Below are 25,639 nucleotides of genomic sequence, written 5' to 3'. Positions count from 1 at the left end.
GATGTACGAGAGGGCGCAGGTCGGGGCTCAGCGGGTAGCCCGTACGGCGCCTGGGATCACGGGGTGCGCTCGGACGGGCGGAGTGCGCCGGGCGGGCGGGGTGCGCCGGGCGGGCGGGGTGCGCCGGGCTGGCGGGGTGCGCCGGGCTGGCGGGAGGGTGCGCCGATGGGGCCGAGCGGGTGCGGCGGTCGGGCGGGGCCTCGCCTCAGAGGCCGTACGCCTCCAGGAGCCGGAGCCAGACCTCGCTCACCGTCGGGAAGGCGGGCACGGCGTGCCACAGGTGCTCCAGGGGGACCTCGCCCACGATGGCCACGGTGGCGGTGTGGATGAGTTCGGTCGCCAGTGGGCCGGTGAGCGTGCAGCCGACGACGACTCCCCGGGTCTCGTCGACGACGAGCTTGGCGAGGCCGCGGTAGTCGTCCGCGTGGAGCGCGGCGCCGGCGACGTCGTCGATGCGGTACTCCACCGTGCGTACCGCGAGACCCGCTTCGCGTGCCGCGCGTTCCGTGAGACCGACGCTCGCGACCTCGGGACGGGTGAAGACGGCCTGGGGGACGGCAATGTGGTCGGCCTCCGCGCTCCACGGCTGCCGGCCGCCGGTGACGGCCGGGCGCCCCGCTGCCCGCTCGGCGATCGCCGCGGCGCAGGCGCGGGCCTGGTACTTGGCCATGTGGGTCAGCGGCGCACGGTGATTCACGTCGCCGACGGCGTAGAGCCATGCGCCGCGGGCCGCGGTGACCCGGCAGGTGTCGTCGACGGGGAGCCAGTCGCCTGCCGGCAGTCCGACGGAGTCCAGGCCGAGGTCCGCGGTGCGCGGGCGCCGGCCGACGGCGGCGAGGACCTCGTCGCAGACGAGGGCGGTGCCGTCGTCCGTGGTCACGGTCACCGTGCGGGTGCCGGCGTCACGGGCGACCCGGACGGCCGACACCCCGAAGCGGATCGTGACGCCCAGATCGCTCAGCCCCCGGGTGACCTCTTCGCCGGCACACGGCTCCCAGCCGGTCAGCAGGGCCTGGTCGCGGACCAGCAGAGTGACGGAGGAGCCGAGCGAGCGCCACGCGGTGGCCATCTCGCAGGCCACCACTCCCCCGCCGATGACGACGAGCCGCTCGGGCACCGCGTCGGCCGTGGTGGCCTGCCGGCTGGTCCACACGCCGATCCGGTCGAGCCCTTCGACCGGTGGAAGGGCGGGCTCCGTGCCGGTGCAGACCACGACCGCGCGCCGGGCCCGCAGGGTACGGATCGTGCCGTCGGCCCCGGTCACCTCCACCCGGCGCTCACCGGCGAGCCGTCCGTGCCCCCGTACGAGCGCGATGCCCGCACCGTCGAGCCACTCGGCCTGGCCGGTGTCGTCACCGCGCCCGGTGAAACGGTCACGCCGGGCCAGGACGCGCGCCGGGTCGAGTGCCGCCGTGACCGCCTGCCGGGCCCCGTCGACCGACCGGGCCGCCGCTCGGGCGGCGCCGGGTCGCAGCAGGGCCTTGCTCGGCACGCACGCACGGTAGGAGCACTCGCCGCCGACCGCCTCGGCCTCGACGACGACGGCGGTCAGCCCCGACCGGACGGTCCGGTCGGCGACGACCTCGCCGGCCGGACCGCCGCCGACCACGACGACGTCGTACGTGTCCTCGTACGCGTCCTCCATCAGCCGCGCACCAGAGGGGTGTCCACGAGGTGCTCGGCCAGGAACCACACCTGCCCCTCGCCGGTGCGGATGACATCGGAGACGAGCAGGTCGGCGCTGCCCTCGTCGCCCTCCCCGGAGAGCCGGGCGGCGGCGTCACGGGCGTCGATCAGGATCCGCTCGTGCGCGTCGAGGAGCCGCGACAGCATGACGGGCACCGGCTCGACGCCGTCCGGCGGACGGGGGATCGCCGTCAGTTCCGCGACGTGGCGCGGGTCCCCTACGGCGACGCCGCCGAGGCTCTGGACCCGCTCGGCCAGCGCGTCCACGATGGCCAGTTGGGCCTCCGCGTGCTTGTCGAGCATCAGGTGGAGCGAGTAGAAGGTCGCCCCGCGCATGAGCCAGTGGTGCTTCTTGTAGAGGGAGTACAGGATCTGCGTGTCGGCGAGGACGCGGTTCAGCCGCCGGCAGGCGTACATGCGGGTGTCGTGGCCGAGGCCGATCGGCAGCTGCTTGAGCGTGCCGAACGCCTGGGTCTCGGCGCCCTTCTGGTGCAACAGCGGCTGGCCGCCGCCGTGCGGGGTGGTGCGGGTGTCCATCGGGTGCTCCTGTTCGGGAGAGAGGCTGGGAAGGGCCCGGCCGCCCGGTCGGGGGTACGCGGGCGGCCGGACCCGGTCGGTGCGGCTCGCGCTCAGCGGTCGGCGATCACCGGGGCGGGGGACCGGTGCAGGACGAGCCGGGTGAGGAGTCCGCTGCCGAGACCGGCCACGAGCGCGAGGGCGGCCCACCACAGCGGGTACGGCGTGAGGCCGAGGGCCGCGTCGAGGGACCGGGCGCCGGGGCCGGTGGCGGCGAGGGCGGCGGCGGTGCCGATGAGGACGAGCGGGTACTCATATCCGTCGTTCTGCCCCCAGAGCCCGTGGCGCCATTTCACGGTGAGCGCGACCGTCATGACCCCGATGGCGCCGGTCGCGGCGAGCGGGGTCAGGAGGCCGGCGGCGAGCAGCAGGCCCGATCCGATCTGACCACCGCCCGCCGCCAGGGCGGTGAGGGCACCGCCGCGGAAACCGTCCGCGCGGAACTCCTCCGTGCCGCCCTCTAGTCCCTTGCCGCCCAGGTGTGAGCTGATCTTCTGCACACCGTGGCCGGCGACGAGCAGTCCCACCAGCAGACGCAGCATCAGAATGCCGGTGTCCACAGGGGTCAGCCGGCGGCGTGCGCGCCGATGACGCTCTGCGCGTACACGACGCCCAGACCGTACGCACCCGCGTGGGCCTTGACGATCTCCATGACCGCGCCGTACGACTCCTGGCGCGCCCAGTCGCGCTGTAGCTCCAGGAGCACCTGCACCCAGGTCACCGGCACCGCTCCGGCGGCGATCATCCGCTGCAGCGCGTGCTCGTGGGCCGCCGGGCTGACGCCACCGGAGGCGTCGGAGACCACGTACACCTCGTATCCCTGCTCAAGCGCGGACAGCGCGGGCAGGACCAGGCAGACCTCGGTCCACAGGCCGGACAGGATGATCTTCTTGCGCCCGGTCGCCTTGACCGCCGCCACCAGCGCCTCGTCCTCCCAGGCGTTCATGGTCGTACGGTCGATGGCCTCGTGCTGGGGGAAGACCTCGGCGAGCTGGGGCAGCAGGGGCCCGGAGAACGACTCGGCGGCGACCGTGGTCAGGACGGCCGGCACATCGAACGCCTGAGCCGCCTTGGCGAGACCCACGGTGCTGTTGATGATCGCGGCGCGATCGCCGCTCCCGGTGCCGAAGAACATCTGCGGCTGGTGGTCCACGAAGAGCATGACCGAGTTGTCGGGCGTGAGCAGATCCTTGCTCGGGGCGGCCTGCACCTTGTTGATGTCGAACATGAGGGGTCCTCTCGAAGCAATCGGTAACGGCCCGCCGCGTCCGCGGCTCGGCACTTCTTCAAGCTACGAGCGACCCGACCGACCGGGTTGACCTCCTGCGCCGAGGAGTTGGCACGACAGCGCACAACCGGTCAAGGACCAGAGTCGCGGAAACACCCTCAGAAAGGGCCGCGAAGCCTCGGGGAGCGGCTGGGGAGAATCGACCGCGGAGGACGGCATCACGGCGAAAGCCCCGGGAACGAGCAAATTCGCAGGTCGGCCCGGCTCGTACAGCAATCTGCGCGGGTCAGTGCGTTGTGTACGTCATCTTCAGGAAGCGCGACTGGCTGTAGCGGCGCATCACACAGTTGGTCGACTTCGCCCTTGCGAACGCCACGACGCACTCGGGCCCACTCGGGGGGAGCCCTCTCCCGCGCCGACGACCGCGTCCCGCACGAACGGGGCTCCGCCACCTGCCGATGCGCCCTGTCCAGGGGGCGGTTGACGGTGTCGCGGAGCGATGTGAGAGATTGCCACTCCTTTCGTGAAGAACTGCTTGACGAATCGTTGACGAGAAGGGTGGCCGGTGGCGGATGCGTGACTGAAAGGCCTTGTCAACCCGCTGTTGTGACAGCCGGGTTGGCCGGATCTGACGCCTTGGCAGGCGTCTGAGGGGGCGAAGGTCCGGTGATAGCATCCCGACATCTGTGATCTTGATCCAATTTGACGCAGATGCTGATGTGTGATCGGCGCATGCTCTCCGCCTCACAGCAGGTGGGCTGTGCCGATCAGCTGTGTTGCGGGGCCTCGCGAGGTGTATCTGCAGCCGTCCGCATGCCATGCGCCGGGAAAGGTTTCCATGAATCGAGACGCACTTGTGTGGTGCTTGGTTGCGGTGGCGGCGATAGCCGTTGTCGCGGTCGTGGCACTCGTCGCCCGCAACAGAGCGCTGGAGGCGAAGAAGAAGCACAACGAGGCCGAGCTGAGGCACCAGCTCCTCACGGCAGACGGCCACCTGCGCGCGTCGCACGCCGAGCTGCAGCGGATCCGGTACGAGCAGGACGCCACGCTCCGCGAGGCCAAGGAAGCGGCGGAGGAGAACACCAAGGCCGTCCTCAAGGGTGCCGCCAGCCTCCTGCAGAGCCTCGCGGCCGAGCAGACGACGCTCCTGGACGGCATCCAGCGCAAGTACGGCGGACACGCCGTCCTCAGCGACCTGCTGGACGTCAACCATGCCAACGCCCAGATGGCGCGCAAGGCTCAGGGCATCGCCGTCATGTGCGGTGCGCCGCTCGGCCGCCGCAACAGGCCCGCCAGCGTCTACGACGTGGTGCGCAATGCCCAGGGCCAGATCCGCAACTTCCACCGGGTCGCCGTCATGCAGCAGACCAGTCTCGCCCTGAAGGCGTCCGCGGTCGCGCCCGTCGCCCTCGCCGTGGCCGAGCTGCTGGACAACGCCGCCAGCTTCTCGCAGCACGACGCACCGATCGAAGTGACGTTTCAGCGCGTCCAGAACAACCTGTGCATCGTCATCGACGACGCCGGTGTCAGCATGAACGACGAAGAGCGCCAGCGGGCGACCGCGCTGCTCTCCGGGGAAGTCGCCCCCCGTCTGTCGCAGCTCGGCACGCAGCCGAAGTTCGGCTTCCCGGTCATCGGCCTGATCGCGCGTCAGCACGGCTTCAAGGTCGACGTCACCGGGGTCTCCCGGTACGGCGGCGTCAGGGCCGTCGTCCTCTTGCCCGAGGAGCTGTGGACCATGGAGGAGACGCCGCCCGCCCCGGAGGCTCCGGTCGCCGACATCCGGCGCGCCACCGAGAACAGGCCCCCGAGCGTGGCGTCGCGCACGATGCACGGTCTGCCCAAGCGCGGAGCACGCCAGGCGCCCATCGCGAGCGTCCCCGATCCCGACTCCACCACACCGGCGCCACGGACCTCGGGGGAGACGGGCCGCGCTTCCGGGCGCAGCCTGGGGGCCTTCCAGCGCGGCACGCTCTCCGGCCGCAATCTTGACGTCACCTCGTCCGAAGGGCCCGAAGAGGCATGACCGCAGACCTGTCGTGGATGCTCGAGGACATCGTGCACAACGTGCCCCATGCACGGCACGCCGTCCTGCTGTCCGCGGACGGCCTTCCTCGCGGCGCGGCCGAAGGCCTGGCCGAGAAGGACGTGCGCACCATCTCCGCGGCCATGGCCGGGATGCAGTCGCTCAGCCGGGCGACGGCCCACTTCGCCGGCCCGGAAGAGGACCGGCAGTGGAACCAGACCGTCATCGAGTTCTCCCATGGCTGGATCTTCCTGATCGGGGCAGGGCAGGGCTCGTACCTCGCCGCCGCGGCCGCGCCCGATGTGGACATGCAGCAGATCTCCTTCCGCATGCACCGCCTCGTCGCGCGACTGGGCAACAACCTCACCTCGCCGCCGCGGGTGGGCGGCGAGGACGCCGGAGGTCCCCGGGGGAGCGCACCCCGGCAGCGGAGCTCCGGTGACGGAGGATTCGCCCTGGACGAGCTCGACCAGGTGATGTCCGAGGTCAAGGGTGCCCGCCACGCCGTGCTACTGGGCTCGGACGGCCTTCCGCGCGGGGCGACCAAGGGGATGGGCCGAGACCTCGCGGACACGGTCTCCGCGGCCATGACGGGCATCCATGCCTACAGCCGGGTCACGTCCCAGTTCGCGGGGGTCGTCGAGGACGCGCAATGGCGTCAGACGGTCATCGAGTTCCAGCACGGCTGGATCTTCCTGATGGCGGCCGGTCCCGATGCCTTCCTGGCCGCTGCCGCCGAACACGATTGCGACATAGAACAGTTCACCACGCGTCTGCACGAGGTGGTTCCCGGACTGACCTCGGCGGCGACACCGGGGAAGGCGACTGACCATGCGTGATGGGTTCGAACAGGATGACGAGCTGGAACTGACGTCTCCCTTAGTCCCCCTCTTCGTGATCACCAACGGACGAGCCCTCCCCCCGGACCACGAGTACGAGCACACGACGCTCGTGACGATGGCGGCGGAGAACGGACAGGTCGCGGCGCGCACGCTGTCCCCGGAAGCGGGGCAGGTCATGGACCTGGTCGCGAACGGCTTCCTCTCCGTGGCCGAGGTGGCCGGGCACACGCACCTGCCCCTGGGCATCGTCCGCATCCTGCTGGCGCAGCTGGAGGAGGACGGCCTCATCCTCGCGAGGACACCGATACCGCGCGCCGAACGTGTCGACAGAGAACTGGTCAGCGCCGTGCTCGAGGGCCTGAAGAATCGATTCGGAGCGTAGCGCGTGTACCTGGATCCACACGTCTCCCACGCGGTGAAGATCCTCATAGTGGGGCACTTCGGGGTCGGCAAGACCACCTGCATCGGCAGTCTCTCCGAGATCGAGCCGCTGCGGACCGAGGAGGAGATCACCGAAGCCAGCGTGGGCTTCGACGACCTGTCGGGCACCCCCGACAAGAAGACCACCACCGTCGCCATGGACTTCGGCCGGCTCACCCTGAGCGACACCCTGGTCCTCTACCTCTTCGGTACGCCCGGCCAGGAGCGCTTCAAGGAGATGTGGGAGGAGCTCTCCCGGGGCGCTCTGGGCGCGCTGGTCCTCGTCGACCCCGAGCGCCTGCACGAGTCCTTCCCCATCCTGGACCTCGTCGAGCGTTTCGGCCTGACCTACGCCATCGCCGTGAACCACTTCGAGGGCACCACGCACTACCCGCTCGACGAGGTGCGCGAGGCCCTGAACCTCACCGCCGAGACCCCTGTCGTGGAGTGCGACGTACGGGACGAGACCTCCTCGGCGCAGGCCCTCATCACCCTCGTGCAACACCTCATGTCCCAACTCGGCTAGGAGCGCAGGAATGCAACAGCCACGTGAAACGCAGGAGATACCCCCCGGCTGCCCCGCGCACGGGAACGTCCAGATGTACGGTCCCTCGTTCGGAGCCGACCCGGAAGGCCACTACGCACAGCTGCGTCTCTTCGGTCACAGCGCGCCCGTGGACATCGCCCCCGACGTCCGGGCCGAGCTCGTCACGAGCTACGACGCCGCTCTGTACGTCCTGCAGAACCCCGCCTCCTTCGTGCGCGACTCCCGCCGCTGGAACGCGCTCAACGAGGGGCGCGTCCCGGCCGACAGCCCGGCACTGCCCATGATGGGTTACCGCCCCAACGCGCTCTTCAGTGACGGTGCGGCACATGCCCGACTCCGCCGTGCCGTTACCGACAGTCTCGCCACGGTCAACGAACACCAGCTGATCAGGCAGACACAGCAGTCCGCCAACTACCTGATCAGCCAGTTCAGTACCGACGTCCTCGGCCAGGCGGAGCTGATGGCCGAGTACGCCCAGCCGCTGCCGCTGCTGGTCTTCAGCGACCTGTTCGGCTGCCCGCCCGAGATCGGCGACCGCGTGATCGCCGGGATCAGTGGCATCTTCGAGGGAACCCCCGGGGCCGACGAGGTGCTCGGCGGGGCGCTCACCGAGCTGATCACCCTCAAGCGGCGGCGCCCGACGGACGACCTGACCACGCGCCTGATGGAGCACTCGGCCCAGCTGAGCGACGAGGAGATGCTGCACCAGCTGGTCACGCTGCTCTCCGGTGGCACCGCTCCGCTGGCCGCGACCATCGGCACCAGCAGCGCCCTGTACCTCGGAGAGGACTGGCAGGTCGGCCTCCCGGTGGAGGAGGCGATCTCCCAGACCCTCTGGAACTACGCGCCGATCGCCAACTACGCGGCGCACTACCCGACTCACGACGTCGAGCTCGGCGGCAGGATGCTCCGGGCCAACGACCCGGTCCTCGTCTCCTTCGCCGCGGCCAACACCGACCCGAAGCTGACCGAGCACCGCGAACAGCTCAGCGCCAAGGCGCACTTGGCGTTCGGGGCGGGCCCGCACGCGTGCCCCGCCAAGGACCCGGCCTTCATGATCGCCGTGACGGCCGTCGAGGCGCTGCTCAATCAGCTGCCCGATGTCGAGCTGCGCGTCCCGTTCAAGGCGCTCACCTGGGCGCCGAGCCCGTGGAGCCGCTCGCTGGTCACCCTCCCGATCCGCTTCTCCCCGAGGACCGCTCCCGAGGCAACCGGATCGGCCGGACCGTCCGGATCGAACGCGGGTCAGATGCCCCAGCAGCAGACAGCCGCGTCCTCGCCCGCCGGCGCCGGACCCTCGCGTACGAACGCCGGTTTCGCGCCACAGCCCAAGGGCGGCCTGTTCAGCCGGTTCCTGGCCTGGACCAGGGGCGAGTGAGGCGAGTGTGATTCTCACCACCCCCTGAGTACCCAGTGGTAGGGGATGCTCTAATGATCACGCGGGTATGCATGGCGGCCGGTTCTCAGAAAGGAGCCTCCGTCATGGGCGTTGCCACCACTCCCTCATATGACCGCCGGGCGTCCGCCTCCCTCTTCTCCCGTCTGCGGACGGCCGGAGGGCAGGCAGACCCCTTCCCGATCTACGCCGAACTCCTCGCGCGGGGCGAGGTCGTGCCCGCTCCCTGGGGCGGCTTCGCCGTGACGGGCTTCGCCGCCTGCGACCAGGTCCTGCGCAGCCGCCAATGGCTGGAGCCCGACCGGGAATGGCGGGAGCGCCAGGGGGCCGGGACACGCTGGAACGCGCCCTCCTCACGGGAGATGAGCAGCACGCTCGCCGCGCTCAACGCCCCGGACCACACCACGGTGAGACGGGCGGCCGGCACGTTCGACCGTGGCACGGTGGAGCGCATCGGCCGCAATGTGAGCCGGTCCGCGAATCGGCTCCTCGACGCCTTCACGGAACGAATACGCACCGGCGAGGCGGACTTCTCGGAGCTTGTCTGCGAGGAGCTGCCGGTCGCCACCATAGGCGAATGGCTGGGCCTGCCGAAGGCCGACTGGCCCAGGCTCCGCGCATTGACACACGATCAGGTCTTCACCCAGGAGCTGCTGCCCTCGGCCAGCCAACTGGCCTTGTCCGACGAGGCCACGGCCGAACTCCGCACCTACTTCATGGCCCTGGTGCGCGATCGGCGCTCCCACCCCGGCGATGACCCCGTCACCCGGTGGATCCAAGCGTGGGACGCGATCGAGCCCGACCAGGACAAGGCCGACGAGGCCGTCTACTTCCTGGTGTTGTTCGTCCTGCTGGCCGCGCTGGAAACCACCGCGACCCTCCTCTCGACGATGACGCTCCGGCTCGTCGAGAGCCCGGAACGCTGGGACATGGTCGCCGACAATCCGGACCTCGTGCCCGGGTTCGTGGAGGAAACCCTCCGCTACGACCCGCCCACCCACGTGATCAGCAGGGTCGCATCGCAGGACTGCGTGCTGGGAGGCATCGAGATCCGCCGCGACGAGATGGTCCACCTCATGATCGGGGCGGCGCACCGGGACCCGGCCCGACACAGCGACCCGGACCGGTTCGACCCCGGACGCACGGCCGCCCACCTCGCATTCAGCGGCGGCATTCACTACTGCCTCGGCGCGCCGCTGGCCCGCCTCGAGGCCCAGACCCTGCTCCGCCAACTGATCCGGCGCCTCCCCCGCCTCACCCTCGTACGCCCCCCGTCGATGGCGCCCCGTGTGGCGTTCCGGCGCCTGCTGAATCTGGACGTAGCCCTCGCATGACCGAATCGACCCCCACTCCCACCCCCGCCCCCGCCCCCACTCCCACTCCCGCCCCCGCACACGCCCGGACCGCTCCCAAGGCGATACGTACCGAGCAGGACGGCCCCGTACTCCACGTCCGCCTCAACCCCTGGGGGCAGGAGGACACGCTGGACACCGCGGTCCTCGACGACCTCATCAGCCTGCTCGACGACCTGCACGAGAGACCCGACGTCCGGATCCTGACGCTGTCGTCACGGGGTACGGACTTCTGCCTGGGTGCCGACCGGGGCGAGTACCAGGAGGCCATGGCCGCCGATCCGTCCGGAGTGGGCCTGCGGCGCATCGCCGACAAGGCGCACCGCCTGTGCCAGGCCCTGGAGAACACCCACGCGGTCACCATCGCCCGGCTGCACGGGCGGGTCATCGGAGCGGGTCTCGCCCTCGCCTCCTTCTGCGATCTGCGCGCCGGTGCCGACACCAGCCGCTTTCGCATGCCGGAGGTCGGCATAGGGCTGCCGCCGGCGTGGGGCGGGGCGATGGGACGCCTGGTCTCCGAGGCCGGCACCTCCAGGATTCGCGAGCTCATGCTCACCTGCGACGTCTTCGACGCCGACACGGCCCACCGCATCGGTCTGCTCCACCGGACCGCCCCGCTCGACCAGCTGGACAAGGTGATCGATTCCTGGATCAGGCCTCTCGTGCGACGCTCGCCCGAAGCGCTCGTCCTGACGAAGCGGATGCTGGCCGGTTACGCACGGGCGGACCGGACGGCTGACGTCTCCCTCCTCGACTCCCATCTCCTGGCAGCCACCCTCCACCAGCACGCACGGGGCTGATCGCCCACGCCCTCCGCGGTGAGTTCAAGGAGTCGACGAGTTCGGCCAGGGCAGGTCGGTCTCGACCGGGGCAGCGTAGTCGACACCGGGGACGTCGAAGCCGTACAGGGAACGGAACTGGGTACGGAACCACGGGATGTCGGCCAGTTCGGTGAGGGTCTCGGGCGTGATCGACCGCCAGCGTTCGGCCACGGCGGCCTGGACGGGCTCCGACAGCTCCCAGCGATCGAGGCGGACGCGGCCGGCCTCGTCCACCTCGGGCCGGTGCGCGGTGAGCTGGTTCCACAGCTCGAGCGACTGCTCGACGGGGGACGGAAAGCGGTCGCCCAGGACGCCACGGAGCAGGCTGACATAGAGCGGGATGCCCGGGATGGCGGTCAACGCCTGGCTGACCGCCGCTCCGTTCACCGAGGTGTAGGCGGCGCCGCCCACCGCGGCCAGCCGCTCGGTCAGGGCGACGGCGGTGGACTCCAGGTCGGCCTTGGCGGCGCCGATCGTGCCCTCGCGGTAGATCGCCGAGGTCAGCGGCGAGCCGATGTAGCTGAGGGCGACCGTACGAAAGCCGTCGCGCAGCAGCCCGCGCTCCGTCAGCGCGGTGACCCAGCGGGACCAGTCCTCGCCACCCATGACACGTACGGTCGCGGCGGTCGCGGCCGCGGTGGCCGGGTCGACGGTGACCTGGCGCACGTACGCGGCTCCGTCGTCGGCGAACTCCAGGTTCCGGGTGGTGTACGGCGCGCCGAGGGGTTTGAGCACCGAATGGTAGGTGGTGCCGCTCCGTGGATCGGTGCGCCGGGGCGCGGCCACGCTGTAGATCAGGTAGTCGACGCCGCCGAACCGTTCGGCCAGCAGATCCAGCGTCTCGGTCTTGGTGGTGTCGGCGAACGCGTCGGCGTTGCGGAAAGAGAAGTCCGACCCGAGCTCGCGGGCGATCGCACGGGTGGCGATGGTGCGGTACCACCCGGCGGTCGCACTGCGGTGCCCGGCCGGCCGCTCGAACCCGATGCCGACGCCGTCGATGCCGTACCGCACCAGCCCGGCGATCGTGCTCGCCAGGCCGTAGCCCGCGCTCGACCCGATCACCAGCGCCGTCGGCCGCCGCGCCGGTGGCTTCACGGGCGTCGGCACCTCGGCCCGCATGAGCGCGACGCTGCGGGCGCATCCCGCCGGATGCGACTCGAGGAGCAGATAGCCGCGTCCCGTTGGGCTGACGACGCGTTCGGACTGCGCAAGGGGTGGGTGCATGGTCGTCTCCTCTGCCGCATCAGTTCTCGAGCAGTGCCTGCTTGAGGTGCCGTACCAGGGCGTCCGGTGTCGACTGGTGGTACACGGACGAGGTGTCCAGACTCAGGCCGGTCGCCGAGTTCAGCCGGTTTCGCAGGGTCAGGATGGACAGCGAGTCGAACCCGAGCTCACGGAACATCGAGTTCGGCCGCACGGCCGCCGCCGACTGGAGCCCCAGTACCGCCGAAATCTGCGTGGAGATCAGGTCGGACAGCATGTGGTCCCGGTCGGCGTCCGCCATCGACGCGAGCCGGTGCCGCAGCGATGTCGCCGAGACCGCGCCCCCGCCCGCCGTGCGTTTGCCGGTGGTCCTGACCAGCGACCTGAACGCCGGCGCCAGCACCGTCCCGGTCTTGGCCTGCCGGGCCAGCTCGGGCAGATCCAGCCTGGCCGGAATCAGCACGGGTTCGCTCGCGCGACAGGCGGCATCGAACAGCGCGACGGCCTCCCGCACCCCCAGCACGCCCACTCCTGCGATCCCGGTACGGGACGGTGCGTCGCCCAGTGCCCACGGGCCCCAGGCCAGCGACACCGCGGGGGCGCCGCCCGCCCGGCGCCGTCGGGCGAGCGCGTCCAGTGCGGCCGCCCACGCCGCCGAGGCGGCGGTTCCATGGCCGCCGACGGTCCCGGCGAACGACGAGCACAGGACGAGGGTCGCGGCCCCGACCTCCTGGTCGAGGACCTCCGCGGCGCCGACCGTCGCACGCACCGCCTCGGCGATCGAATCCGGTGTCGGAGCAGGTGTCGGAGCGGGTGTCGGTGAAGCCGCGGCGCCGCTCGGCAGCGCCTGCGGTATGTGCACGACCCTGGTCAGCGGATGCTCCGCGGGCAGACCGTCGATCAGCTCGCGCAGCGCCGTGCGGTCGCCCGGATCGCAGGCCGCGGTGGTGACGGTGGCGCCCAGCGCGGTGAGCTCCGCGGTCAGCACGGGGGCCTCGGCGCCGGTGAGCACCAGGTGGCGCACGCCGTGCGCGGCCACCAGGTGCCGCGCCAGTCGTTCACCGATCGGCGTGGTCCCGCCCGTGATCAGCGTCGTGCCCCCGTCCCCGGCGAACTGCCCCGTACCGCCGGCCGTCTTGACCGGTGCGAGCCGCGGCACCCTGGCCTGGCCCTCGCGCAGAGCCAGCTGTGGCTCGCCTGACATGACGGCCCTCGGCAGCGCACGCCACGAGGCTTCGTCGGCGTCCACGTCGGCGAGTACGAACCGTCCGGGGTTCTCCGCCTGCGCGGACCGGACCAGCCCCCACACCGCGGCGCCGGCGAGGTCGGTGCCGCCATGGTCGAACGCCGGCACCGCGGAGGTGGTCAGGAACACCACGGTCACCGCGGCGAACCCTTCGGTCGCCGGCAGGTCGTCCAGCCCGCGCAGTGTCTCCCGTGCGGTGGCGGCGACCTCCGCGCCCGCCGGCACGGTGAGCACGAGGTAGTCCGGCGCGTCCCCGCCGGCTTCGGCCAGGGCGTCGAGCCCCTGGTACGCCTGGGCGTGAACGCCCGCGGCCGTCAGTCCCGCCACGGCGTGGAGCGGATCCGCGCCTACGACGGCCCAGTTCGCCTTGCGAGGCAGCGCCTTCGCGACGTGGTCGACCCACACCTCCCGGTAGAGCGCGTCGAGTTGCGCGACCCTGGCGGCCTGGAGCGCCCTCGCGTCGATGGGGGTGGTGCCGACTCCGAGCTCGGCGACCGGATCGCCCACGGTGTCGGCCAGCATCATCGACACCGAGCCGGTGCGGTCGGGGCCGATCCGCACCCGCAGGGCGGACGCGCCGACCGCGTGCACGGCGACTCCACGCCACGACGTCGCCAGCCGAGGGCCCTCGGTGCACGCGGCGTGGAGTGTGGCGTCGAGGAGGGCCGGGTGGATGTTGTAGGAGTCCGGGTCGGTGGGGAGGCTGATCTCGGCGTAGACGTGGTCGTTGTGCCGCCACATCCGCTGCAGCCCTTGGAAGGTTTCGCCGTACTGGTATCCGTAGGTGGCGAGGGTGTCGTACGAGACGTCGACGGGCTCTGCGCCGGTGGGGGGCCAGGCGGTGAGGTCCCAGTCGGGGGAAGGCGTATCGACGTCCAGGACGCCTGTGGCGTGGCAGGTCCAGGACGTGTCCGCGCCGGTGTCCGGGCGTGCGTCGATCCGTACGGGACGTGCGCCGTCGGCGGTGGTGGGCTCGCCGACCTCCACCCGGAGCCGCACGGCACCGTGCTCGGGCAGAACGAGCGGGGTCTGCACGGTCAGCTCCCGGATACCGCCACAACCAACCCGGTCGGCGGCATGTACCGCCAACTCGACGAACGCGGCACCGGGGAGCACGATGGTGCCCGCGACCTCATGGTCGGCCAACCAGGGATGGGTTGCCAGGGAGATCCGGCCGGTGAGGACCGTGGTGGTGGCGCCGTCCGTGATGGCGCTGAGCATCGGATGTTCAGCGGCGGTCAGGCCCGCGGTGCTCACATCCCGTCGGCTGGTGTCGGGGGTGAGCCAGTAGTGCGCGCGCTGGAAGGGATAGGTGGGCAGCGTGACATGACGGCCCTCGCGCTGATGAGCAGGAATGCAGTGGGAGGTGGCGCCGGCGGTGAACGCCTCACCGGTGGAGCGCAGGAAGCTGGTCAGGTCACCCTTGTCCCGACGCAACGTCCCGATGCTGCGGCCGGGGCTGTCCGTACTGTCGATGGTCTCCTGCACCCCCGGAACCAGAACGGGGTGCGGGCTGGACTCGATGAACGTGTCAAAGCCGTCCGCCAGGAGCAGCCGGGTGGTGGCTTCGAACTCGACGGTGCTCCGCAGGTTACGGAACCAGTAGTCCGCGTCGAGCGCGGTCGTGTCGATGTGCTGGGCGGAGACGGTGGAGTAGAAGCGGATGGTGCCGGCTTGAGGGTGGATCGGCGCCAGCAACTCCCGTATTTCTTCCTCGATTTGATCGACGTGCCAGGAATGTGATGCGTAGTCGACGGGGATGCGCCACGTGCGTACGCCGTCGACCTCACAAGCGGCTTGCAGCTGGTCGAGGGCCTGCGCACTGCCCGAAACCACCGTGGAAGCAGGACCGTTGATCGCCGCGATGCCGATATCACCGTCCCACCGCTTCAACCGGGGCCGCACCTCCTCGACCGACAGCGCGACGGAAACCATTCCGCCCTGCCCGGCCAGCGCACGAATCGCCTGACTGCGCAACGCCACCACACGCGCCGCGTCCTCCAGCGACAACGCACCAGCGACACACGCCGCGGCGATCTCACCCTGCGAATGCCCCAACACCGCATCCGGCTTCAACCCATACGACTGCCACAAAGCCGCCAGCGAAACCATCACCGCGAACAACGCCGGCTGCACCACATCCACCCGCGCCAGCAGCGACGCACCCTCATCCGTCAGCAAGACCTCCAGCACGTCCCACTCGACATACGCGGACAGGGCCTGCGCACATTCATCGAGACGAGCCCGGAACACCGGAGCCGCCGCATACAGATCCCGGGCCATCGCATCCCACTGCGAACCCTGCCCCGGAAACACCAACACCGTCTTACCGGTCCCAGCGGTCCCCGTCACCACATCTTCGGCAGGAACACCGTCCGCGAGGGATTTCAATCCCGCCAGCAGCTGCTCGCGGGTGGAGCCCACCACAACACCCCGCTCCTCGAACGCGGTGCGCGCAGCCAGCGTCGTGGCGATGTCCACGACCGACAGCCCAGAGTCAGCGGCCTCGGCGATCCGCCCCGCGTACGCCCGCAACGCCTCCCCGGTGCGCGCCGACAGCACCCACCCGACCGGCCCCTCTCCCGCACCCTCTTCGGGCGGCTCCGGAGCGGACGACTGAGACGTTCCGACCTGCTCCGTCTCGGGTGCCTGCTCCAGAATCACATGAGCGTTGGTGCCGCTGATGCCGAAGGACGACACGCCGGCGCGACGCGGCCGGCCCGTCGAAGGCCACTCCCGCATTTCGGTGAGCAGCCGGACTCCCCCGGCGCTCCAGTCCACATGCGAGCTCGGCTCATCGACATGCAACGTGGGAGGCAGCGCACGACGCCCGAGCGCTTCCACCATCTTGATCACACCACCGATGCCGGCCGCCGCCATGGTGTGGCCGATATTCGATTTGAGCGAACCCAGCCACAGCGGCCGGTCCTCGGAGTGCTCCTGCCCGTACGTGGCCAGCAAGGCCTGTGCTTCGATCGGATCGCCGAGCCTGGTGCCCGTGCCATGCCCCTCGACCACATCGACATCCGCACCGGTGAGCCCGGCATCAGCCAACGCCCGGCGGATCACGCGCTGCTGCGAAGGACCGTTCGGCGCGGTCAACCCGTTCGAGGCGCCGTCCTGGTTCACCGCCGAACCCCGCAGCACCGCCAGCACCCGATGCCCATGGGCGCGGGCATCGGACAGGCGCTCCAGCACCACCAAGCCCACGCCCTCACCCCACCCGGTGCCGTCGGCCGACTCCGCGAACGCCTTGCACCGCCCGTCGACGGACAGCCCCCGCTGCCGGGAGAACTCGACCAACACTCCGGGCGAGGACATCACACTCACGCCACCGGCCACCGCGAGAGCGCAGTCACCGCTGCGCACCGCCTGAGCGGCCTGGTGCAACGCGACCAGAGACGACGAACACGCCGTGTCCACCGTCACCGCCGGCCCCTCCAGGCCGAGGAAGTACGCCAACCGGCCGGAAAGGACGCTCCCGCTGGTACCGGTGAGCAGCAGCCCGTCGGCCTCCGCCGAACCCTCGTGCATCGGCGGCCCGTACTCCTGGAACAGCGCGCCGATGAACACGCCGGTGTCGCTGCCGCGCAGCGAACCGGGCTCGATCCCGGCGTCCTCCAGGGTCTGCCATACGGTCTCCAGCAGCAACCGCTGCTGCGGATGCATCGCCAGTGCCTCGCGGGGTGAAATACCGAAGAACCCGGCGTCGAACTCCCCCGCGTCGTCGAGGAAGTAGCCCTTGTCGACGTAGCTCTTGCCTGTGCGCCCCGGGTCCGGGTCGAACAGGTTCTCCACGTCCCAGCCGCGGTCCCGCGGCAGCCCGCCAACGGCATCCCGTCCCGACCGCACGAGGTCCCACAATCCCCCCGGCGAATGAACGCCACCGGGATAGCGGCACCCCATGCCGACGATGGCGACCGGCTCGTCGTCCCCTGCCGAGGCGGGCGCCGCAGCCGCCTGAGTGACGGCCCGGGTGCTCCCGCCGAGCAGTTCCTCGCGCAGCAGCGCGGCCAGTGCGGTCGGGGTCGGGTGGTCGAACACCACGGTGGCCGGCATCCGCAGCCCGGTGACCTCGTTGAGCCGCTTGCGAAGCTCCACCGCGGACAGCGAGTCGAGGCCGAGTTCCCTGAACGCGACGTCCGGCTGTACGGAGCCGGTGCCGGCATGGCCGAGCACGGTGGCGGTGTGGGAGCGCACCAGGTCGAGCAGCTCGCGGTCGACGTCCTCGGCCGGGCGGCCGGCCAGCCGGTCGGCGAGCGTGGAGCCTGTCGCCGTCACCGCGGTCGCCGCGCGCCGCGCCCGGACCAGCCCGCGCAGGACCTCCGGCAGGCTCGTCTGCGCGGCCTGCGCGCGCAGCCGGTCCAGGTCGAGTGCGGCCAGTGCCGCGGTGGCCTCACCGCCGGCCAGCGCCGCGTCGAACAGCGCGACGCCTTCGTCCGACGGCAGCGGTTTCAGTCCGGTGCGTGCCATGCGAGCGATGTCCGCGTCGCCCAGGTCGCCGGTCAGTTCGCTGCGCTCGCTCCAGAAACCCCACGCGAGCGAGGTCGCCGGCAGTCCGGTGGCGCGGCGGTACTGGGCGAGAGCGTCGAGGAAGACGTTCGCGGCGGCGTAGTTTCCCTGGCCCGCGTTGCCGATCGTGCCCATGATCGAGGAGAACAGTACGAACGCGGACAGCCCGAGGTCTCGGGTCAGGTCGTGCAGGTTCCATGCCGCGTCCAGCTTCGGCGTCAGCACCGCGTCGAGCCTTTCCGGCGTCATCCCGGAGATCAGCCCGTCGTCCAGGGTCCCTGCGGCGTGAACCAGGCCGGTGAGCGGGTGGTTCGCCGGGATTTCCGCCAGCAGTGCGCAGAGCGCGGCCCGGTCGGCGACGTCGCACGCGGCGACGGTCACCCCGGCGCCCAGTCCGGACAGCTCGGCGACCAGGTCCGCGGCTCCGGGAGTGTCCGGTCCGCGCCGGGAGACCAGCAACAGGTTCCGCACCCCGTGGTGCGTGACCAGGTGCCGGGCGAACAGGCCGCCGAGTGTTCCCGTACCGCCGGTGATCAACACGGTGCCGTCGGTGTCCCACCGTGCCGGCGACTCCGGCCCGCTCTGGCTCTCGAAGTCCGACCGTCCCGGCACACCCTCCGGTTCCCGTCGTCGGTCCTTGGAAGTCGCCCTGGCCAGTCTCGGCACCAGGACCTGTCCCTCACGCAGCGCGAACTGGGTGGCGTCACCGGCCAGCGCGAAGGGCAGCGCCGCCAGTGAGCGATCGTCGTCGTCCACATCGACGAGGACCAGCCGACCAGGATGCTCGTTCTGCGCGGAGCGGAGCAGCCCCCAGAGGGGCGCGGCGGAGAGGTCCGGTCCGGGCTCGCCGTGCCCGGTCATCACCGCACGCCGGGTCACCACGACCAGCCGGGCATCGGTGAACCGGTCGTCGGACAGCCATGCCTGGACCAGATCGAGCGCGCCGTACAGCGCCGCGCGGGCGGCTGCCGGTATGTCCGGCGTGTCGTCGCCTTCGACGCACACGACCACGTCGGGCGAGTCGTCGGGGATCGCGGACAGCTCGGTGAACTCGTGCCGGCCGACGTCGGCTCCCGTCACCGAGCGCAGGCCGAACGGGTCGGTGCCGAGCAGCGAGAGCCCGGTGGGCGCCACTGCGTCTGCCGACGGCGCGGGGATCCATTCCAGGCGCAGCAGGGAGTCCCGGTTCACGGTCGGGGCACCGAGTGCGGCGAGGTCTGCCGGAAGCAGGGCCAGCGACGCCACCTCGGCGACGGGCATGCCGGCGCCGTCCGCCGCGCGCAACCGCAGGGCGTTGTCCCCCACGGCCGTCGCCGACACCCGCAGCGTGCGGGCCCCGGACGCGTGCAGCGTCGCGCCTTCCCAGGCGTAGGGGAGTCGGATCCGGCCGTCGTTCGGCAGGACCTGACCCATGAGTGCGGCGTGGAGTGTGGCGTCGAGGAGGGCCGGGTGGATGTTGTAGGAGTCCGGGTCGGTGGGGAGGCTGATCTCGGCGTAGACGTGGTCGTTGTGCCGCCACATCCGCTGCAGCCCTTGGAAGGTTTCGCCGTACTGGTATCCGTAGGTGGCGAGGGTGTCGTACGAGACGTCGACTGGCTCTGCGCCGGTGGGGGGCCAGGCGGTGAGGTCCCAGTCGGGGGAAGGCATATCGACGTCCAGGACGCCTGTGGCGTGGCAGGTCCAGGACGTGTCCGCGCCGGTGTCCGGGCGTGCGTCGATCCGTACGGGACGTGCGCCGTCGGCGGTGGTGGGCTCGCCGACCTCCACCCGGAGCCGCACGGCACCGTGCTCGGGCAGAACGAGCGGGGTCTGCACGGTCAGCTCCCGGATACCGCCACAACCAACCCGGTCGGCGGCATGCACCGCCAACTCGACGAACGCGGCACCGGGGAGCACGATGGTGCCCGCGACCTCATGGTCGGCCAACCAGGGATGAGTTGCCAGGGAGATCCGGCCGGTGAAGACCATGCTGGCCGCGCCCTCGACGACAGCACCGAGGAGTGGATGGCCGGCTGACGTCAGTCCGACGGCGCCGATGTCCCGTCGGCTGGTGTCGGGGGTGAGCCAGTAGTGCGCGCGCTGGAAGGGATAGGTGGGCAGCGTGACATGACGGCCCTCGCGCTGATGAGCAGGAATGCAGTGGGAGGTGACGCCGGCGGTGAACGCCTCGCCGGTGGAGCGCAGGAAGCTGGTCAGGTCACCCTTGTCCCGACGCAACGTCCCGATGCTGCGGCCGGGGCTGTCCGTACTGTCGATGGTCTCCTGCACCCCCGGAACCAGAACGGGGTGCGGGCTGGACTCGATGAACGTGCCATAGCCGTCCGCCAGGAGCAGCCGGGTGGTGGCCTCGAACTCGACGGTGCTCCGCAGGTTACGGAACCAGTAGTCGGCATCCAATTCCCTGGTGTCGATCCGCTGCCCCGTCACGGTGGAATAGAAGTGGACGTCACTGGGCCGAGGACGGATCGGCGCCAGCAGGTCCAGCACCTGATCACGAATCCTGTCGACGTGCCAGGAATGTGATGCGTAGTCGACGGGGATGCGCCACGTGCGTACGCCGTCGACCTCACAAGCGGCTTGCAGCTGGTCGAGGGCCTGCGCACTGCCCGAAACCACCGTGGAAGCAGGACCGTTGATCGCCGCGATGCCGATATCACCGTCCCACCGCTTCAACCGGGGCCGCACCTCCTCGACCGACAGCGCGACGGAAACCATTCCGCCCTGCCCGGCCAGCGCACGAATCGCCTGACTGCGCAACGCCACCACACGCGCCGCGTCCTCCAGCGACAACGCACCGGCGACACACGCCGCGGCGATCTCACCCTGCGAATGCCCCAACACCGCATCCGGCTTCAACCCATACGACTGCCACAAAGCCGCCAGCGAAACCATCACCGCGAACAACGCCGGCTGCACCACATCCACCCGCGCCAGCAGCGACGCACCCTCATCCGTCAGCAAGACCTCCAGCACGTCCCACTCGACATACGCGGACAGGGCCTGCGCACATTCATCGAGACGAGCCCGGAACACCGGAGCCGCCGCATACAGATCCCGGGCCATCGCATCCCACTGCGAACCCTGCCCCGGAAACACCAACACCGTCTTGCCATCTCGTGCGCGTCCGGTCACGACCGTATCCGCGGGAAGGCCCTCTACCACGGACGTCAGTCCTGCCAGCAGTTGCGCGCGGGTGGAGCCCACCACAACACCGCGATGCTCGAACGCGGTGCGCGCAGCGAGCGTCGTGGCGATGTCCACGACCGACAGCCCAGAGTCAGCGGCCTCGGCGATCCGCCCCGCGTACGCCCGCAAGGCCTCCTCGGTCCGCGCCGACAGCACCCACCCGACCGGCGCGTCCGCCGCACCGTCCGCGGCCCGCTCCGGAGCGGGCGACAGCACCGGCTCGGTCTGCTCCGTCTCGGGTGCCTGTTCCAAGATCACATGTGCGTTGGTGCCGCTGATGCCGAAGGACGACACGCCGGCGCGACGCGGCCGGCCCGTCGAAGGCCACTCCCGCATTTCGGTGAGCAGCCGGACTCCCCCGGCGTTCCAGTCCACCTGCGACGTCGGCTCGTCAGCATGCAACGTAGGAGGCAGCACACCATGACGCAGTGCTTCCACCATCTTGATGACACCGCCAACGCCGGCCGCTGCCATGGTGTGGCCGATATTCGATTTGAGCGAACCCAGCCACAGCGGCTGTTCCTCGGTGTGCTCCTGCCCGTACGTGGCCAGCAGTGCCTGTGCTTCGATCGGATCGCCGAGCCTGGTGCCCGTGCCATGTGCTTCGACCACGTCGACATCCGCACCGGTGAGTCCGGCATGGGAGAGCGCCCGGCGGATCACGCGCTGCTGCGAGGGACCGTTCGGCGCGGTCAGCCCGTTCGAGGCGCCGTCCTGGTTCACCGCCGAACCCCGCAGCACCGCCAGCACCCGATGCCCATGGGCGCGGGCATCGGACAGGCGCTCCAGCACCACCAGTCCCGCGCCTTCGCCCCACCCGGTGCCGTCGGCCGATTCGGCGAACGCCTTGCACCGCCCGTCGACGGACAGCCCCCGCTGCCGGGAGAATTCCACCAGCATGCCCGGCGAGGACATCACGGTCACGCCACCGGCCACCGCGAGAGCGCAGTCACCGCTGCGCACCGCCTGAGCGGCCTGGTGCAACGCGACCAGAGACGACGAACACGCCGTGTCCACCGTCACCGCCGGCCCCTCCAGGCCGAGGAAGTACGCCAACCGGCCGGATGTGACACTGCCGCTGTTGCCGGTGAGCACGTATCCGTCGACCCCACCGTGCGGAGTGTCGAGCCGCGGGCCGTAGTCGCCCGCCATGGCCCCGATGAAGACGCCTGTCGTGCTGCCGCGCAGTGAACCGGGCTCGATCCCGGCGTCCTCCAACGTCTCCCACGCGGTCTCCAGCAGCAACCGCTGCTGCGGATCCATCGCGAGCGCCTCGCGCGGCGATACCCCGAAGAACTCGGCGTCGAAACCGGCGATGTCGTCGAGGAATCCGCCGTGCCGAGCGTACGTCCGCCCTGAGGTCTCCGGGTCCGGGTCGAACAGGTTGTCCAGGTCCCAGCCGCGATCGCCCGGCAGCCCGGAGATGGAGTCCCGGCCCGACCGCACCAGCTCCCACAGCTTCTCCGGCGACGACGCGCCACCGGGGAACCGGCAGCCCATCCCGACGATGGCGATCGGATCGTCGGCGATGCTGTCGCCGGGCACCTGGATGGTCACCGTGTCACGCGCATCACCGTGGCCGGTGAGCTCCGCATGCAGGTACGCCGCGAACCGGTCAGGGGTGGGATGGTCGAACACCAGCGATCCGGACAGGGCCAGACCCAGCTCTCCGGAGAGCTGGGCGCACAGCTCGACCGCGGTGAGGGACGTCAGCCCGAGGTCCTTGAACGAGGTCAGCGGCGTCATGTCGACCGCGTCGTACCCCAGGACGGCCGCGAGGTGCGTGCGCACCAGATCGAGCAGGCCCTCGCGGTCACGGACGGGTGCCGGCTCCGCGACGGGTGTGGCCTCGCGCGCTTCGCCGGTCCAGTGGCGGCGGCGCTGAAAGGCGTAGGTGGGCAGCGCGACCCTGCGGCCGCCGTTCAGCAGGGGCGTCCAGTCCACTTCCGCCCCTGTGGCGTGCAGGGTGCCGAGCGCCCTGAGCAGCGTACGGACTTCCCCCTGCCCGGCGCGCATCGTGGACACCGCCGCCCGTGCCGGCTCGGCGAGGGTTTCCCGGGCCATGCCGGCGAGTACGGGGTCGGGGCCGAGCTCGAGGTACCGGGAGACGCCCGCGTCGTGCAGGGTGCGGATGCCGTCGGCGAAGCGGACGGTGCCGCGGATCTGGCGCGCCCAGTAGTCCGGGTCGCTCAGCTCGTCCGTGGTGGCGGGGCGCCCGGTGAGGTTCGAGATGACGGGGATCCGGGGGGCGTGGAAGGTCAGCCCGCGGATGGCGTCGGCGAACTCGTCCAGGATCCCGTCGAGATGGTGGGAGTGGAACGCGTGGCTGACGTTCAGCTGCTTGGTCTTCACTCCCTTGGAGCGGAAGGATTCCGCCATCGCGAGCACCGGGCCGGTGTCACCGGAGATGACCACCGACCCGGGCCCGTTAACGGCGGCGATGCCGACCCCGGATTCGGGCAGCAGCGCCCGCACGTCGGCCTCGTCGGCGTTGACGGCCACCATCGCCCCACCGGACGGCGCCGACTGCATCAGCCGTCCGCGCGCCGCGACGAGCGTGCAGGCGTCGGGCAGCGACAGCACCCCCGCGACGTGTGCGGCGGTGACCTCACCGATCGAATGGCCGATCAGGTGGTCCGGACGTACTCCGAACGACTGCACCAGCCTGAACAACGCGGTCTCCAGCGCGAACAGCGCCGCCTGCGTGTACCGGGTCCGGCCGAGCGGGTCCGCATCGTCGGACCACACGATCTCCCGCAGCCCCCGGCCCAGCAGCGGATCCAGTTCCGCGCACACCGCGTCGAAGGACTCGGCGAACACCGGGAACTCCGCGTACAGGTCCCGGCCCATGCCGGTTCGTTGCGCGCCCTGCCCGGTGAACATGAAGGCCGTGCCGCCCTCGGAGACCACTGCGGACACGACGTTCGACGCGGGCTCGTTCGCTGCCAGCGCGGTCAGACCCTCGCTCAGCTCGGCCGTGTCGGCGCCGATCACGACGGCGCGGTGCGCGAGCGCGGCGCGGGTGGTCGCCAGCGAGAGTCCGGTGTCGAGGGGATCCGGATCGTCCTGTGCGGCGACATGAGCGGACAGCCGCTCAGCCTGGCCGCGCAATGCCTGCGCGGTGGCGCCGGACAGCAGCCACGGGATCGCGCCCGCCTTCCCGGGGCGGCCCTCCTCGGCAGGCGACGGATCCGGAGCCTGTGCGAGCACCAGATGGCAGTTCGTCCCTCCCATCCCGAACGAGGACACGCCGGCGACCCGCGGCCCGTCGCCCGGCCACTCGCGCAGCTCGGCAGCGACCTTGATGCCCAGCTCGGTGAGGGGGATGTCGTCCGGAGGAGCGGCGAAGTTCAGACTCGCCGGCACCTGCCCCCGCTGCACGGACAGCGCCGTCTTGATGAAGCCGGCGACCCCGGCCGCTCCCTCCAGATGCCCTACGTTGGTCTTGGCCGACCCCACCACCAGCGGCCGCTCCCGGTCGGTGAAGACCGCGGCCAGCGCGGCCGACTCCACCCGGTCCCCCACCGGCGTGCCGGTGCCGTGCAGCTCCACGTATCCGACCTCGGTGGGGTCCGTCCCGGCGGCGGAGAGGGCCGTCCGCAGCATCTGTTCCTGCCCCGACCGGCTCGGCGTGGTCAGCTGCTCGCCACCGCCGTCGTTGTTCACCGCGCCGCCGCGGATCACGCACACCACCTCGTGGCCGTGCGCGAGGGCGTCCGCCGGCCGCATGAGCACCACCAAGCCGGCGCCCTCGCCCCGTACGTAGCCGTTGGCGCGTGCGTCGAACGTGTAGCACCGGCCGTCCGGCGACAGCGCACCGAACTCGCTCGCGGCCGCCGTCGACTCCGGCGAGAGGATCAGGTTCACCCCACCCGCCAGCGCCCACGCCGACTCCCCGCGGCGCACGCTCTCGTACGCCTGGTGCAGGGCGACCAGAGCCGACGACTGCGCCGAGTCCACGACCACGCTCGGGCCGGACAGTCCGAGGAAGAACGAGATGCGATTCGCGAGGATGCCGCGCTGGAGCGCGGACAGGGTGAAGCTGTCGATCGCTCCCACGCCCTGGTCGTGCACCAGCCCGGCGTAGTCGTCTCCCATCGCCCCGAGGAAGACTCCCGCCCGGTCGCCGCGCACCAGCGACGGGTCGATTCCCGCGTGTTCGAGGGCTTCCCAGGCCAGTTCCAGCATCAGCCGCTGCCGCGGATCCATCGCTGCGGCCTCGCGTGGCGACAGCCCGAAGAAGCCCGCGTCGAAGTCCGCGACCCCGTCGATCAGCCCGGCCCTGCCCACTCGTGCGCCGACGTGCACGGCGCGGTCCGCGGGAACCTCGCCGACTGCCTCCCGGCCGGCCGCAAGCAGGTCCCAGTACGCCTCGGGGGAGCTCGCGCCCGGAAGGCGGCACGACAGACCGACTACCGCGACGACATCCTGACCACTCGTTTTCACGAAGTTCTCCGTCATGACAGCGGATTCTCACTCTGCTCTCAGGGGGCGGGCTCGGCCGGTGCCGCCGCACGCAAACCTCTCGTCCACGGAGATGCAACGAAGGTTGTAGTCGACGCGGCCCGACACGGTCACCGGAGTGGGACCTTCGCCCC

The 25,639-nt window shown here is 70.9% G+C and carries 13 protein-coding genes; 7 read left to right on the top strand and 6 right to left on the bottom strand.

The window, feature by feature from the left end; all coding sequences use genetic code 11:
- Positions 1-205: 205 nt before the first annotated feature.
- From ACZ4VT_RS07325 to ACZ4VT_RS07310, 4 genes are all read right to left on the bottom strand, one after another.
- Positions 206-1,645 (bottom strand): dihydrolipoyl dehydrogenase family protein, encoded by a 1,440-nt coding sequence (locus ACZ4VT_RS07325; protein WP_467947435.1) that lies wholly within the window; start codon positions 1,643-1,645, stop codon positions 206-208.
- A complete protein-coding gene (locus ACZ4VT_RS07320; protein WP_467947433.1) occupies positions 1,645-2,223 on the bottom strand; it encodes a Dps family protein in 579 nt (192 codons plus the stop codon). The genes ACZ4VT_RS07325 and ACZ4VT_RS07320 overlap by 1 nt, the downstream gene beginning before the upstream one ends.
- Positions 2,224-2,315: 92 nt before the next feature.
- Positions 2,316-2,822 (bottom strand): DoxX family membrane protein, encoded by a 507-nt coding sequence (locus ACZ4VT_RS07315; protein WP_467947431.1) that lies wholly within the window; start codon positions 2,820-2,822, stop codon positions 2,316-2,318.
- Between the two features lie 5 nt (positions 2,823-2,827).
- A complete protein-coding gene (locus ACZ4VT_RS07310; RefSeq protein WP_467947429.1) occupies positions 2,828-3,490 on the bottom strand; it encodes a hydrolase in 663 nt (220 codons plus the stop codon).
- An 838-nt stretch (positions 3,491-4,328) separates the two neighbouring features.
- Between ACZ4VT_RS07310 and ACZ4VT_RS07305 the strand changes: the two genes are divergently transcribed.
- The 7 genes from ACZ4VT_RS07305 to ACZ4VT_RS07275 all read left to right on the top strand — a co-directional run bounded on the left by ACZ4VT_RS07305 (position 4,329) and on the right by ACZ4VT_RS07275 (position 10,873).
- Positions 4,329-5,516, top strand: coding sequence for an ATP-binding protein (locus ACZ4VT_RS07305; RefSeq protein WP_467947427.1), 1,188 nt, complete (start codon positions 4,329-4,331; stop codon positions 5,514-5,516).
- Positions 5,513-6,355 (top strand): roadblock/LC7 domain-containing protein, encoded by an 843-nt coding sequence (locus ACZ4VT_RS07300; RefSeq protein WP_467947426.1) that lies wholly within the window; start codon positions 5,513-5,515, stop codon positions 6,353-6,355. The genes ACZ4VT_RS07305 and ACZ4VT_RS07300 overlap by 4 nt, the downstream gene beginning before the upstream one ends.
- On the top strand, positions 6,348-6,740 hold the full coding sequence (locus ACZ4VT_RS07295) for a DUF742 domain-containing protein (protein WP_467947424.1): 393 nt from the start codon (positions 6,348-6,350) through the stop codon (positions 6,738-6,740). The genes ACZ4VT_RS07300 and ACZ4VT_RS07295 overlap by 8 nt, the downstream gene beginning before the upstream one ends.
- A gap of 3 nt (positions 6,741-6,743) precedes the next feature.
- Positions 6,744-7,304: a GTP-binding protein gene (locus tag ACZ4VT_RS07290; RefSeq protein WP_351287091.1), complete on the top strand. Its 561-nt coding sequence runs from the start codon at positions 6,744-6,746 to the stop codon at positions 7,302-7,304.
- 10 nt (positions 7,305-7,314) lie between these two features.
- Complete coding sequence (locus ACZ4VT_RS07285) at positions 7,315-8,703, top strand: cytochrome P450 family protein (RefSeq protein WP_467947422.1); 1,389 nt, start codon at positions 7,315-7,317, stop codon at positions 8,701-8,703.
- Positions 8,704-8,807: 104 nt separating this feature from the next.
- On the top strand, positions 8,808-10,055 hold the full coding sequence (locus tag ACZ4VT_RS07280; protein ID WP_467947420.1) for a cytochrome P450: 1,248 nt from the start codon (positions 8,808-8,810) through the stop codon (positions 10,053-10,055).
- Positions 10,052-10,873, top strand: a complete 822-nt coding sequence (locus ACZ4VT_RS07275; protein WP_467947419.1) for an enoyl-CoA hydratase/isomerase family protein — start codon at positions 10,052-10,054, stop codon at positions 10,871-10,873. The genes ACZ4VT_RS07280 and ACZ4VT_RS07275 overlap by 4 nt, the downstream gene beginning before the upstream one ends.
- A gap of 24 nt (positions 10,874-10,897) precedes the next feature.
- Here ACZ4VT_RS07275 and fabV read toward each other — a convergent pair whose 3' ends face one another.
- Both fabV and ACZ4VT_RS07265 read right to left on the bottom strand, forming a co-directional pair.
- Positions 10,898-12,118: an enoyl-[acyl-carrier-protein] reductase FabV gene (gene fabV, locus ACZ4VT_RS07270; RefSeq protein ID WP_467947417.1), complete on the bottom strand. Its 1,221-nt coding sequence runs from the start codon at positions 12,116-12,118 to the stop codon at positions 10,898-10,900.
- A 19-nt stretch (positions 12,119-12,137) separates the two neighbouring features.
- Positions 12,138-25,502, bottom strand: coding sequence for an SDR family NAD(P)-dependent oxidoreductase (locus ACZ4VT_RS07265; protein WP_467947416.1), 13,365 nt, complete (start codon positions 25,500-25,502; stop codon positions 12,138-12,140).
- Positions 25,503-25,639: the final 137 nt, after the last annotated feature.

The sequence above is a fragment of the Streptomyces sp. NPDC029164 genome, assembly GCF_055563995.1.
Note: the sequence above shows the minus strand (reverse complement) of the source record. Positions and strands in the feature narration are given on the sequence as shown.